The sequence below is a fragment of the Cohnella sp. GbtcB17 genome, assembly GCF_019091135.1.
GTDB lineage: Bacteria > Bacillota > Bacilli > Paenibacillales > Paenibacillaceae > Cohnella.
Genome location: NZ_JAGXJW010000054.1, coordinates 45,575 through 57,052, shown reverse-complemented (window position 1 = coordinate 57,052; position 11,478 = coordinate 45,575). Strand labels below are relative to the sequence as shown.

General features: G+C 57.5%; 13 protein-coding genes and 1 tRNA gene. 5 read left to right on the top strand and 9 right to left on the bottom strand.

From position 1 onward, the window contains the following. Positions 1–150 precede the first annotated feature (150 nt). The gene (locus tag KVT38_RS25680; RefSeq protein WP_217596593.1) at positions 151–1,026 is read left to right on the top strand and encodes a TetR/AcrR family transcriptional regulator; all 876 of its coding nucleotides are present in this window, start codon (positions 151–153) and stop codon (positions 1,024–1,026) included. Between the two features lie 119 nt (positions 1,027–1,145). Here the strand turns inward: KVT38_RS25680 and KVT38_RS25675 are convergent, their stop codons facing one another. Beyond that, entirely contained in the window at positions 1,146–2,033 is an 888-nt protein-coding gene (locus tag KVT38_RS25675) for an aldose epimerase family protein (RefSeq protein ID WP_217596592.1), read from the bottom strand. A gap of 412 nt (positions 2,034–2,445) precedes the next feature. Here KVT38_RS25675 and KVT38_RS25670 point away from each other — a divergent pair, with 412 nt between their 5' ends. Beyond that, complete coding sequence (locus KVT38_RS25670; RefSeq protein WP_217596603.1) at positions 2,446–3,471, top strand: phosphodiester glycosidase family protein; 1,026 nt, start codon at positions 2,446–2,448, stop codon at positions 3,469–3,471. Between the two features lie 113 nt (positions 3,472–3,584). On the opposite strand, the gene KVT38_RS25665 is transcribed toward KVT38_RS25670, so the two are convergent. The 4 genes from KVT38_RS25665 to KVT38_RS25650 form a co-directional block, all read right to left on the bottom strand. Next, complete coding sequence (locus tag KVT38_RS25665; protein ID WP_217596591.1) at positions 3,585–4,193, bottom strand: DUF3298 and DUF4163 domain-containing protein; 609 nt, start codon at positions 4,191–4,193, stop codon at positions 3,585–3,587. 94 nt (positions 4,194–4,287) lie between these two features. Next, positions 4,288–5,298: an SPL family radical SAM protein gene (locus KVT38_RS25660; protein ID WP_217596590.1), complete on the bottom strand. Its 1,011-nt coding sequence runs from the start codon at positions 5,296–5,298 to the stop codon at positions 4,288–4,290. Positions 5,299–5,399: 101 nt separating this feature from the next. After that, the gene (locus tag KVT38_RS25655) at positions 5,400–6,530 is read right to left on the bottom strand and encodes an AbrB family transcriptional regulator (RefSeq protein ID WP_217596589.1); all 1,131 of its coding nucleotides are present in this window, start codon (positions 6,528–6,530) and stop codon (positions 5,400–5,402) included. 39 nt (positions 6,531–6,569) lie between these two features. Continuing rightward, positions 6,570–7,229 (bottom strand): response regulator, encoded by a 660-nt coding sequence (locus KVT38_RS25650; RefSeq protein ID WP_217596588.1) that lies wholly within the window; start codon positions 7,227–7,229, stop codon positions 6,570–6,572. Positions 7,230–7,361: 132 nt separating this feature from the next. Between KVT38_RS25650 and KVT38_RS25645 the strand changes: the two genes are divergently transcribed. Continuing rightward, positions 7,362–7,437, top strand: a tRNA-Thr gene (locus KVT38_RS25645). A gap of 124 nt (positions 7,438–7,561) precedes the next feature. On the opposite strand, the gene KVT38_RS25640 is transcribed toward KVT38_RS25645, so the two are convergent. The 3 genes from KVT38_RS25640 to KVT38_RS25630 form a co-directional block, all read right to left on the bottom strand. After that, positions 7,562–7,975, bottom strand: a complete 414-nt coding sequence (locus KVT38_RS25640) for a hypothetical protein (protein ID WP_217596587.1) — start codon at positions 7,973–7,975, stop codon at positions 7,562–7,564. Positions 7,976–8,170: 195 nt separating this feature from the next. Further along, positions 8,171–8,989, bottom strand: a complete 819-nt coding sequence (locus KVT38_RS25635; RefSeq protein WP_217596586.1) for a DUF2935 domain-containing protein — start codon at positions 8,987–8,989, stop codon at positions 8,171–8,173. Between the two features lie 125 nt (positions 8,990–9,114). After that, on the bottom strand, positions 9,115–9,486 hold the full coding sequence (locus KVT38_RS25630; protein ID WP_217596585.1) for a c-type cytochrome: 372 nt from the start codon (positions 9,484–9,486) through the stop codon (positions 9,115–9,117). 223 nt (positions 9,487–9,709) lie between these two features. Between KVT38_RS25630 and KVT38_RS25625 the strand changes: the two genes are divergently transcribed. Together KVT38_RS25625 and KVT38_RS25620 are read left to right on the top strand one after the other, a co-directional pair. Further along, complete coding sequence (locus KVT38_RS25625; protein WP_217596584.1) at positions 9,710–9,925, top strand: hypothetical protein; 216 nt, start codon at positions 9,710–9,712, stop codon at positions 9,923–9,925. 377 nt (positions 9,926–10,302) lie between these two features. Next, positions 10,303–10,845, top strand: a complete 543-nt coding sequence (locus KVT38_RS25620; RefSeq protein WP_217596583.1) for a DJ-1/PfpI/YhbO family deglycase/protease — start codon at positions 10,303–10,305, stop codon at positions 10,843–10,845. A gap of 60 nt (positions 10,846–10,905) precedes the next feature. Here KVT38_RS25620 and KVT38_RS25615 read toward each other — a convergent pair whose 3' ends face one another. Continuing rightward, on the bottom strand, positions 10,906–11,430 hold the full coding sequence (locus tag KVT38_RS25615) for an ImmA/IrrE family metallo-endopeptidase (protein WP_217596582.1): 525 nt from the start codon (positions 11,428–11,430) through the stop codon (positions 10,906–10,908). Positions 11,431–11,478 lie beyond the last annotated feature (48 nt).

Sequence of the window (11,478 nt, the reverse complement as noted above, 5' to 3'; positions counted from 1 at the left end):
GTCGAATCGTCGGCGACCGCCCGGATGTAGTCGCTGCTGATCGTGCCGATCGCCTATGAGACGCTGATGAAGCTGCGCGCGAAGCTGAGCCGCAAGTCCAAGGCGAGCGTTTAAAATGGCTGCAAGCTGCTTCCGCACGGAGGGAACGACATGAACGCACGCAAGCATCAGATTATCGAAGCCGCCATGCGCTGCTTCGCGCGCAAGGGATTCCACGCCACGTCCATTCAGGAGATCGTCGACGAGCTCGGGATGGCGAAGGGTTCGATCTACTTTTACTTCAAAGGCAAGGAAGAGCTGGTGCTCGCCGTCCTCTGGCACTTCGTCGAGCGGATGACGGCGGAGCTCGCCGTGCTGCCGGAAGAGCGGCAGCTCGGCCCGCGCGAGCAGTTCAGGCTGCAGCTCGTCAGGTATTTCGATTATTTCCGGAACAACTCGGAGTTCCTCATGATGCTCGTGCAGGAGCCGCAGGTCAATATCGGGCAGGAGCAGAAGACCAAGCTGCTGCACGAGCTGCGGCATCGGCTGCTGATGTGGAAGCGGCAGTATATCGTGGCGATTTACGGCGACGACGCCTCGGCCTATAGCCGGGACGGGGCGTACCTGCTGAGCGGCATGCTGAACGAGATCATGCACACCTGTCTGCTGGAGAAGCGGAATATTAAGGGCGAGCGGGCCGGAAGTTATCTGCTGGAGCGGCTCGACGATGTGATGGCCGGGCTCGCGGGACGCGGTTCCGCGCCGCTCATGAACGACGAGGACTCGAAGGGCGGATTGGACAACGAATACGTCGCCGCGCTGCGCGAGTTCGTCAAGGACGTCGAGCGAAGCGGCCCCGAGGCGCTCGAGCCCGAACGTCGATCCGACTTGCTCGAGGCGGCGGACAGACTGATCGAGGAGATCGGGCAGCCGATCCCCGATCGTATTCTCGTGCGCAGCCTGTACGCGTATCTGAAGGCGCTTTGCCTGCCGGCCTGGCGCGACCGTCTTGAAGCTGCGGGCGCCATGCTGAAGCTCGAACCGTAAGAAAAAGCGGCCTGCCGCCCTCGTCATCCTTAAGGATGATCAGGCGCGGCAGGCCGCTTTTGCAGACGTGCGGTTGTTCGGTTGTGTGCTCGTACGGGCGATGGCTCGCGAGCCGCGGATCAGGCTTCGGTCTCGATCGTAAAGTCCGCATCCAGACAGTCGCCGGGCGGCACGAGGATGAGGCCTTCTTTGCGATTGAGCGCTTCGTTTAATGCGGTCCAAGGCTCGACGCAGACGAAAGGCTTGCCTTCGACGGACCAGAGCACGACGACGCCGAAGACGTCGCTGTAGCTCAGCTTGATTTTGCGGCCGGACGGCGACGGGAAGGAAATCTCGGGCGTCTTCGGATCGAGGAGCGCGACCGATTCGACCAGGCCGCCGAGGTCCAGCGTGCCGTCGAACGGTTTGATTTGTCCGTCGTTGTAGTCGAGCGCCTTCGTCGCGTCGATCGCGTATGTCAGCTTCTTGTCCGACGTCGCGAAGTACGGATGGAATCCCGCCTGAACCGGCATGTCCCGCTCGGACAGGTTGTTGTAGGATTGCTCGATATAGAGCTTGCCGGCTTTAAGGCGATAGGTAAAATGAAGCTCGAATTCGAAAGGATACGACGCGAGCGTCTCTTCGTTGCTGTGAAGCTCGAGCGTCAGCGCGGCTTCTTCCTCGTCCGCATACGCGTTCACGACTTCCCAGGCAGCGGTGCGGGCGACGCCGTGATTTTTCATGCGATAGGTTTGTCCTTCCCACTCATAGGCGCCGCCTTGAAGCTGGCCGCAGATGGGGAACAGCACGGGGATTCCGCCCCGAATGTTCGCGGCCGGATCGATAAACGTATCGCGATCCAGGTAAAGCAGCTCCTCGCCGTTCAAGCGGCAGCCGATGACGATGCCTCCGCGCTGCGGGCATACGGTCACTTTGGAATCCGTCGCGCTGTCAGTCAGCTCATAGACGACATATGTATCGGTGCGATTGGTTATTCCGTAGGTTTTCGTTTTTGTATTCTCGCTCATTGAGAGGCCTCCGATCCGTGTGCCGCAGCAAGCTTGCTTGGCGGCTTTCGGTCCATTATAACAAGTTCGTTCGCCTTATGGTAACCGAATCTGACGGCAATTGCGAAGGTTGAGCGACAATTTAAGCTGTCATTTCCTGGGCAATGTTGTCGGATACCGCGCGGTGAGTGGGCCTTATACCCATTTTGGTCGGAAATGCAACTCTCCGCGCGATTTAATCGTCTATTTCGGTAGATTTGCCAATAGACAGGAGCGTGTCATCATTCCTAATCCTCACGTATCGACACCCGGAGGCGCGCCTGGCGGGCGTTCCCGGGCCGAGGTGTATGCCAACAAGTCCACGCGCTCGGCTGCGGGCCGGCGCCGTAAGAAAAATAAAGCCTGGCGGCGTTTCGTCGCTTTTTTCTGGACGATGGTCGTGCTGGCTGCGGCGTTTGCCGTTTGGTTTTTCGTCACGCCGTCGGGTACTTCCGTTCGTTATCGGCTCGCGGACGCGATCATCACGACACAGCATCGCGATTATGCCAAGTATTTGATCGGCGAGGAAGGGCTTAAGGAGCGGGTAGCCGCTTATGCCCAGCAGTTTAAAGACATGGGCGAAGAAAGGGATACCCACGAGATCGCGCTTCCCGCCGACGCGCCGCACGAAGACGAGACGACTGCGACAGAGCCGCTCACATCCATCGAAGAGGTGGACGGCAAGGGCTATCACGGCTACCTGCTCACCGTGTCGGATCCGACCAAGATTCGGCTCGTCGTGCCCGCGAAGGCGGGCAAAGGCGAGAAGGTGCCGAGCATGGTCAAGCGAACGGGCGCGATCGCGGGCGTCAATGCCGGCGGCTTCGCGGATCCGAACTGGCAGGGCAACGGCTTTCAGCCGATCGGTCTCGTCATCACCCAGGGCAAGATTTATTACAACGGGCTGGGCAAGAACAGCAGCACGCAGATCGTGGGGCTGGACAAGAACGGCAAAATGATCGCGGGCCATTACTCGATCAAGGAGCTGATGGACCTGGGCATCTCCGAAGCGGTCAGCTTCGAGCCGCGGATCATCGTCAACGGCAAAGGGCTGATCAAAAATCACGCCAACGGCTGGGGAATCGCGCCGCGTACGGTCATGGGCCAGCGGGCTGACGGCAAAATTATGTTCCTGATCATCGACGGCCGCCAGATCGGCTACAGCATCGGCGCGGATCTGTACGATTGCCAGCAGATCATGCTCGAGCACGGTGCGGTCATCGCCGCCAACCTCGACGGCGGCTCGTCCACCGTGCTGGTCAAGGAAGGCGGCGAGCTCGTGAACAAGCCGTCGTCCAAGGGCGAGGGCGGGCGGTACTTGCCGACGGCGTTTCTGGTGTTCAACGACCCCGCATCGGTGGACGTGCCGAATATCTGGGCCGGACTGACGTCGAAGGACATCGATCCGAGCAAATGGTAAAGAAGGATCGCAAGTGGCCCGGAGAATTTAGAAAGGAAGGCTGCCGAACCGCATTGTTGCGGCGATGGCGGCCTTCCTTTTTTTTCGCGATGCGTTGCCTTGCAGGCTTGGGCTCAATACATCATCGCGCCGAGCGGTCCGTCTTCGTCGATGATATCCTGAATGGCGTACACGGAAATCGGGAAGTAGGGAAATCCCCAAGCGTAAGGGACCAGATCGTAGAGCTGAAAATAAATGACGAGCGCTTTGTCCGCAATGTAATAATCCTGATCCGCCGAGATGCCGGGATAGGAGGACAGCAGCGGGAGCTTGCGCAACTTGATCTGGGCTTCGATGAGCGCATTGAGCTTCTTTTCGTAGTCGGCCCCTTTTTTGAACAGGTCCTTCAGCGCGTAAGACCGGCCCGTGTCCGCATCGAAGGTGAGCGACTTCTGGATCGTATTGCCGTGCGCGCCGCCCGAGAATACATAATTGAGCAGCGACAGGCTCAGGACGCCGCGCTGGTTCGTCTTGACTTCAAAGGTGCCGTCCATTTCCTGCACATCGGGGGACGGATAGCCCTGGGTGGACATCAGCGACGCTTCTTCGCGCTTGATCGCTTCGTTCATCTTCTTGAGGGCTTCCTCGCCCGTGCCGCCCGTGATGACCGGCGTGCTGAGCTTGAGCGGGGGCTTCTCGGTCCGCTCGATCGAGATCGGGAGCATCAACGTCTGTACGTTCATTTTCATTCCCCTTTGCCTGCGCTGGGCGATTGTCATCACAGCTTATGCGCAGGGGGAGAGGGGCGTGCCGGGGCGCAGAGATCCAGGCGAGACGTCAGAAAAGGGCCAATTGCACGGGCTGGCATGGCGAAGCGCCGGCTTCGCTTGAAAAAGGCGATTCGGCCATCGGATGGTTGAGCGAGGCCGCATGCGCGGCGGCGGGAGCGGCGCCCAAGGCATAGGCGGCGTCCCCCTTGGGCACCTCCATCGCGCCGATCTCGGAGAGTCCGTAGCGCTTCATCTGCGACGCGATTCGGGAATAGACCGGCCTGCGATAGCTGTCGGGCAGCCGCGCGGAATGCCAGTAGAGCTTGCCGTAGGCCTCGGCCAGCTCGGGGTGCGCCGTCCGGAGCACCGAGAAAAACCAGCTCTTGACCTCGGGCGTGGACAGCCGCAGAAACGACGACATCATGTGGCGGACGCCCGCATTCGCGAGCGCTTCGACCAGCGCCTCGGTATCGGCTTCGCCGTCGGTGAGCAGCGGCAGAATGGGCGCCGCGAAGGCATGCACGCGAATGCCGGCCTCCGTCAGCGTGCGCGCGCAATCGAGCCGCCGGGCGGGCGACGGCGTCGATGGCTCGAATGTCCGCCAGATCCGGGCGTCCAGCGTATGAATGCTAATATTCACCGAGGCGCCGGGCAGCGCGCGCAGCAGGTCCAGATCCCGCAGCACGAGCGGCGAGCGGGTGGTGATGCTGACGCCAACGCCGAATTCGGCGAGCGTCTCCAGGCAGCCGCGCGTCAGCTTGGCCTTGGCTTCGAGCTGCTGATAAGGATCGGTCGCGGTGCCGATCGCCACGTGCGACGGAAGCTTGCCCCGCGCGCGCATGCGCTGGAGCTGGGCGCGCAGGATCGCCGGCGCATCGTCCTTGTAGAAGATGCGATGCTGGAACGTATCGTCCGCGGCCTCGCCGAGAAATGCGTGCGTGCTTCGCGCATAGCAAAAGCTGCATCCGTGCTGGCAGCCCCGGTACGGATTAATCGACCAATCGAATGGCATCGACGGAGCGGTCACGGCATTTAAGATCGTTTTCGCCTGCATGGGCAAATATTGTGTCGGATTCATCCAGGGGACCTCCTCCGAAATTGTTTAATATAATGCGAACTTATGTTCTTGTTTTAAGATAACAGACTTGGGGAGCGGAGTAAAGCAGGGATGGTTTCCAGTTAAGAAGCTTCTTTTTCAGACTGCTCCTTTGCTGCGCGTCGAGTGGCGAGGCGGATGACCCATCGGAGCAGCGGCGGAATGGCGAAGAAAATGAAAAATGTGCGGAACAGCTGGTATCCGGCCACGGTCGAAAGGTCCGCGCCGATCTCATGGGCAACGATGCCCATCTGGTCCATGCCGCCCGGTGCGAGACTAAGCAATGCTGTGGGCAGTGACAGGGGATGGATTTTTGTCAAAAGGAAGCTTAAGCCGAACGCGCAGGCGAGCAGGCCGATGCCGCTCATCGCCGCGAGCGCGAGGGTTCGCAGCTTGCGTTCGAGCTGGGCGGGCTTGAGCAGCAAGCCTACATAAGTCCCGATGGCGAGCTGCGCCGCGTCGATGATCGGGGCAGGCAGCGTCGAGCCGTGCAAGCCTGCCGCTTGGAGCAGCGCCGCGCCGAGCGCGGGAGCGAGCAGGTAAGCGGTCGGGAATCGGACTTTTTCGCCCAACATTGCAAATACTGTGCAGACGACGGCGTAAATCGGGAGGGCTGGCCAAAGCCCGGCCCAGTCTGCATGCCTGCTCGAAGCGGCGACCGAGCTTATGGCTTCGTCGACTTGAAAACCAAAGACAGGGCTGAAAATAAGCAGCGGAATGCAGATGACGATCATCATCAGCCGAACGACCTGGATAATCGTAACAACAGTCAGATTGACTCCCTTTGTTTCCTCCGCCAAGATGAGCACCTGCGTAAGTCCACCGGGTATGCTGCCCATCAGCGCCGTGAGATAAGGGATGCCGCCAAGTTTCGCGACGACTGCGGCAAGCGCGGCGCACAGCAGAAGCAGCAGCGCGGTCATCAGCAGCATCGTCGGCAGCTGCGCGCCCATCTCCCGCAGCGCGGCACCAGTGAGCGACAGGCCGATCGTATAGCCGACGGCGATCATGCCTGCGTTGCGCACAGGAGCGGGCAAGTGGTATTTGCCTTTCCAGATCGAGGAGCCGATCAGTACGCCGATCATCGGTCCCAGCAGCCAGGGCAGCGGCCAATTCAACACATACATCAGCGTGCCGCCTGCCAGCGCGGTAATCAGCGCGACGAGCCCCCGCGCCGATCGGCCGGGGGCGAATTTTGGAATATTTGCGTTCATGGTGTTGGTTGTCCTTTCATAGCAAACTCTTGGACGCGCTCAGCCGTTCGCCATCTCCTTTAGCCAGATGACCGCCTGCGTTCGATCGTTCGTCCCGATTTTGTCGTAGATCGTGCTGACGTAATTTTTAACGGTGCCTTCGCTCATGAACAGCTGGCCCGCGATCTCGCGATTCGTCCGGCCCTCGACCATCAAGGCGATGATGCTGAGCTCGCGGTCCGTGAACTTGAGGCCGTCGGTCCGGCCGCGGGCACGGAGTCCCGTAGGCTTGCCGGCATGCGGGGAAGCGAGGCGGGCCGCCAGCTTGGCCGCAATGCCGGCGGGCAGCATCATCTCGCCGCGAGCCGCGTCCCGAATCGCCTGGAGCAGTTTGTCGCTCTGGATGTCCTTGAGCAGAAAACCGACCGCCCCGCTCGCGAGCGCCTCGATAATATAATCGTCCTCATCGAACGTAGTAAGCATGAGTACTCTGACGCCGGGGGCGTCCTGCCGGAGCTTCTTGACCGCCTCGATGCCGTTCATCACAGGCATGCGAATGTCCATCAGCACCAGGTCCGGCTTGTGCCGAATCGCGAGCGCGCATGCGTCTTCGCCGTTCTCGGCGGTCCCGACGACCTCCATGTCATCTTCGAGCTGTATTATCGTCTGCAGACCGTCCCGCATGAGCGTCTGGTCGTCGGCGATCACAATCCTGTACACCCGGCGTTCACTCCTTTGAGCCCCATTATACGGCACATTTGGCCCTTATCGAACCCCCGCGAAAGAAAATCAAAAAAAATCGAAAAAGGGCTTGACTCTAAGCGTCCAATTCGGTATTCTGTAAAAGTGTTCGCTGATGTAGCTCAGCTGGTAGAGCAACGCATTCGTAATGCGTAGGTCGGGGGTTCGAATCCCTTCATCAGCACCATAAGACGCCAACGATGGCGCGGTTTCCCGGATTCGGGGCCGCGTCTTTTTTGTGTATAAAGTTTGGGGCGGTTCGTCTCTAAGAAAACAAAGGAGGAGCCTTGTTGCAGGCTCCCTCCTTCTTTTTAATCGATATCGTATATCTTCCAGACATCGTCTTCTTTAGTAAATGAATATAATTTTGTAGTCTCCGGTTCGGTGTCCATCCAAATTTTTGTTTCTACAGATGCGGTATCTTTATTGATAGGACCAAGGGAAACGACTTCAATCCTTGTAACCTTTTTTTTGTTAAGTTGCGAAACTGGACTACTCTTTGCGAATAACGCTAAGTACTCGCGCTCATTTCTGTCATTTAACAATTTCGTCGACTTATTGATAATTTGTACGAGTTCCAATTCTTGTCCTGAATATTTATTCTCGTCAATTATGGTTTGGTCATCGGATAGAGAGCGCGATTGATTTCCCGAAGTTGGCGCGCTGGTGCACCCTAAAATCATAATTAACAGGAATAATACTCCAAGCCTTTTCAAATCGTTCACTCTCCTTGAAATATTGGGCATGAGAATGAATCGCCGATTAGTGCAATGTTATATTGCAACATATGTATAGACTCCTGCGACGCTTTTCTAAAGCATACACTACACTCCTATAATCGCAACAAAAAAACCGCAAGGAAGCCTCGCGGTCGCTTAACGTATAGCGTAGGTCGGGGTTCGGATCCCTTTCACTGGGGATCAGTGCTCCAACTGCTGCATATGAACCTGATGCCCCATTAAATGCTGCTCGAACATGTCGATGATATGAAGGAATCTTTCCGCTTCTCTGAACACGTGGTCGGCCAAGAGCGGATGGATAATGCTTTTGATTTTGCAAGCATAGATCAAGTCGCGGGCGGTTTGTTTGAAATCCCGCAGAGACTTGACGGATACGCGGTTTTGGTCCAGGAACTGATCGAGCAGAGGGACGGTTTGAGATTGAGGCCGCATGGATTCCAAGTCTTTGGCTTGGAAAAGCAGTTGATCGAAGTCTTGGCTGAACTCGCGTGCCTGCTCGACCAACTTCCTTTCGGACGGATCCAATAAGTGGCTGATAAACTTCGCATGATCCGCCATGATCCTGAGGAAGAATACGTTCTCGTCGATGATTGCGTCCGGCAGCGGCTCGAGCGTTCCGTTGTTCAATTCGATGAGGCGATTGCGAAAATAGTTGGCCTCTCTGCTCGTGTGGTCTACCAGCAGCGGAAAGTTGTTCGCGCCCGGCAACTGACATCTTAAAATGAGGCCAAGAATTTTTCTTTTAAATGCCCATATATGTGACACTGCATTATGGACTTCGAGATTAAAGCGTCTAATGATCTCGGGATCCGCATCCAAAGGAAGCGTATGCGATTTGTTCTCGATGGCCTCGAACACGGCATAGAAATGATTTGCTTCGTTGATAAGCTGCGTGTCTTCGCATCGGAAGCCTAACCTCAAAAACAGGGAATGTTCTTTCATGATACGCGACCAAAATTGAATTTCGTCCAATGAACGCATTACAAAAGCATCCGGCAATCGTGCACCTCCTCAAGGTGATCTTGAGAAGAGCATATTCGAATTGCCGGATCCCATATTCAACATTTTTTTGTTGGTTTGTCCGCAGGGCGCTCGGGGAAAATGGACTTTTCCAGCGATGCGAATTATTTCTTAGCCGCCAGCCAAGCCGTCACCGTGGCAATCTCCTCGTCCGTCAGCGTGCCCTTGAAAGGTGGCATGCCGCCGCCGCCGTTCGCGATCTGCTTGTGGATGTCGGCATCGGACATGTCGGCCCCGACCTTCGCCAGCGCCGGGCCCATGCCGCCTTGCAATTGATCGCCGTGGCAAGACAGGCAATTGCTCTTGTAGATGGCGGTCGCTGCTTCCGCGTCGACTGTGGCGGGCGCGGCGGGTGCGGAAGGCGCGGCCTCGTGCGTTCCGCCGGACGGCTCTTTATCCTGGAGAGAGAAAAACACCATTAAGACGGCAATCAAGCAGCAAGCGGTAATCAAGCCGGGCATAAACCATTTTTTCATCGTTCGAGTTCCTCCTTATGCGCATCTTTAAATAAGATTACCCGTTTCCCCGAATGTTAGTTAGGCCCAAAGGGGCTACATCCTCATTTTCGGCGACGAGCCTCTTTTTGTAAACGGGGCATTAAAATTGTTTAATCATTGAAAACGGTTAAAACGGGTTCGCGGCTGTCCCAGCGGGTAATAATAGGTGCAAGGCCATTCCACCCTTGAAGGAGTGATTCAAATGGCACGAGCAGATCCAGACGTCAGCGCGAGGCGCGAAGCCACGATGCACGGCGGAGAAGCGAGGGCTAGATCTCCGGATCGTGAACACGACTACGAAGAGTTGGGACGCGCTAATGCCGAGTCAAGGGCATCATGGGATCAGAAGGCCGGGCTGCAGCCGGATATCGGGAACCAGGTTCGTGACGATCACGGCCGGTTCGCGAGCGAGCGCTGAAGCCGCCGGGCGATGATGCCGGATACGAATGGCATGGCAAACTTGCTATCGCCTAAGGACAGGATGTGATTCCGTTGAACCATGAAAGACAGCGCGGAATCGCGGAACGGCAATAGGTTCCGCAGCATCACGGCCAAGGGTTCGAGTTGACGCTTGCTCAGGTCACCGCCACAGCCCGCAGCAAATCCTCGGTTCGAATGAGGCAGGGCTAGAAATTCGGGCAACCGTTTGAAGTGTTCCCGGCACCCGCGCGAAGCGAACGAACGAATTGTTGTTGTCGAGGATGACCATTCTTATAGAAGTCACGGAAGCAGAACGCAGCAGTGCAAGCTGCGTTCTGCTTCCGTACATAAACAGCGAACAAGAGGTGATGCGATATGGCAACCGTCAAGCAAGGCCTTCGCAAGGTGGCATTCTTGCTGGAGGATGGCTACGAGGATTCGGAAATGCAAAATCCGTACGACGCGCTGGTCGAAAACGGCAACGATATCGACATCATCAGCACGGAAAAGGGCAAGGAGCTAAAAGGAAAGAAGGGGACGGTCTCGTATACGTCCCATCTCGCGGCGGGCGATGCCAAGGCCGGAGATTATGAGGCGATCGTAATTCCCGGCGGCGGCTCGCCCGCCAAGCTCCGGGAAGATCCGGCGGTCATCGCGTTCGTCGCCGAAGCGGACAGCGCCGGCATCCCGATCGCGGCGATCTGTCACGGTCCGCAGGTGCTCGCGAAGGCGGGCGTGCTCAGCGGCAAGACGCTGACGGCGACCGCGTCCATTCAAGAAGAAGTCGAAGCCGCCGGCGGCGTATTCGTGGATCGGGAAGTCGTCGTGGGCGGCAACCTGATCACGTCGCGCAAGCCCGAAGACGAGCCGGCATTCATCCGCGAGACGATCGCGAAGATCGGCGTGACGGCTTACTAAGCCGCCGAACGACAGATTAAAGGATGCGAGGCGAAACCGCCGAATCGCATCCTTTTTCTTTTACAAAGGGGGCTCCCGTTTCATTTTGCCGATCTCCTCCCAAAGTACGGCCTCGAAGGCCCGACGCTGGAATTGGTCGAGCCGAACGTCCGCCAGCTCGCAGGTGACGCCGAATCGGCTGGCCAGCTGCTGCACTGCCTCGCCGCGAGCGGCAGGCAGCTTCATATTCTTGATCATCGAAAAGGGCATCGAAGCATAGAGAACAAATCGCTTAGCCTCGGCCTCCTGATGCTCCAGAAAAGCCCGGGGCATCACCGTCTGGTTGCCCGCGTGCCGGAGAATATGGCATAGCTCGTGCAAGTAATCCTCCCATTGCCGCTCGGCCGTAAGGCGCAGATCGATGAGCACCGATCGTATGCCCATCCATTCCAGCGCTTTGCTGGATTCGTTCATATAATGAACCCATACGTCCAACCGCTCGGACACTTCCTCAATGGTCAATTGATCCGGTCTCAAGATTCCAGCCCTGAGCCATAGCGCCTCGATCCACTGTTCAAGGGGCGTCGGTTGATAATACTGGAGCATCTGCGGCACCTCGGAATGAGAATGTATGTTCGATTTATCGGCGAAAAA

What these genes read in the sequence shown, in the direction of transcription:
- KVT38_RS25630 (WP_217596585.1), bottom strand. Translation starts at nt 9,486, where the DNA reads ATGAAAAAATGGTTTATGCCCGGCTTGATTACCGCTTGCTGCTTGATT.
- KVT38_RS25680 (WP_217596593.1), top strand. Translation starts at nt 151, where the DNA reads ATGAACGCACGCAAGCATCAGATTATCGAAGCCGCCATGCGCTGCTTC.
- KVT38_RS25655 (WP_217596589.1), bottom strand. Translation starts at nt 6,530, where the DNA reads ATGAACGCAAATATTCCAAAATTCGCCCCCGGCCGATCGGCGCGGGGG.
- KVT38_RS25660 (WP_217596590.1), bottom strand. Translation starts at nt 5,298, where the DNA reads ATGAATCCGACACAATATTTGCCCATGCAGGCGAAAACGATCTTAAAT.
- KVT38_RS25675 (WP_217596592.1), bottom strand. Translation starts at nt 2,033, where the DNA reads ATGAGCGAGAATACAAAAACGAAAACCTACGGAATAACCAATCGCACC.
- KVT38_RS25615 (WP_217596582.1), bottom strand. Translation starts at nt 11,430, where the DNA reads ATGCTCCAGTATTATCAACCGACGCCCCTTGAACAGTGGATCGAGGCG.
- KVT38_RS25665 (WP_217596591.1), bottom strand. Translation starts at nt 4,193, where the DNA reads ATGAACGTACAGACGTTGATGCTCCCGATCTCGATCGAGCGGACCGAG.
- KVT38_RS25670 (WP_217596603.1), top strand. Translation starts at nt 2,446, where the DNA reads ATGGTCGTGCTGGCTGCGGCGTTTGCCGTTTGGTTTTTCGTCACGCCG.
- KVT38_RS25620 (WP_217596583.1), top strand. Translation starts at nt 10,303, where the DNA reads ATGGCAACCGTCAAGCAAGGCCTTCGCAAGGTGGCATTCTTGCTGGAG.
- KVT38_RS25625 (WP_217596584.1), top strand. Translation starts at nt 9,710, where the DNA reads ATGGCACGAGCAGATCCAGACGTCAGCGCGAGGCGCGAAGCCACGATG.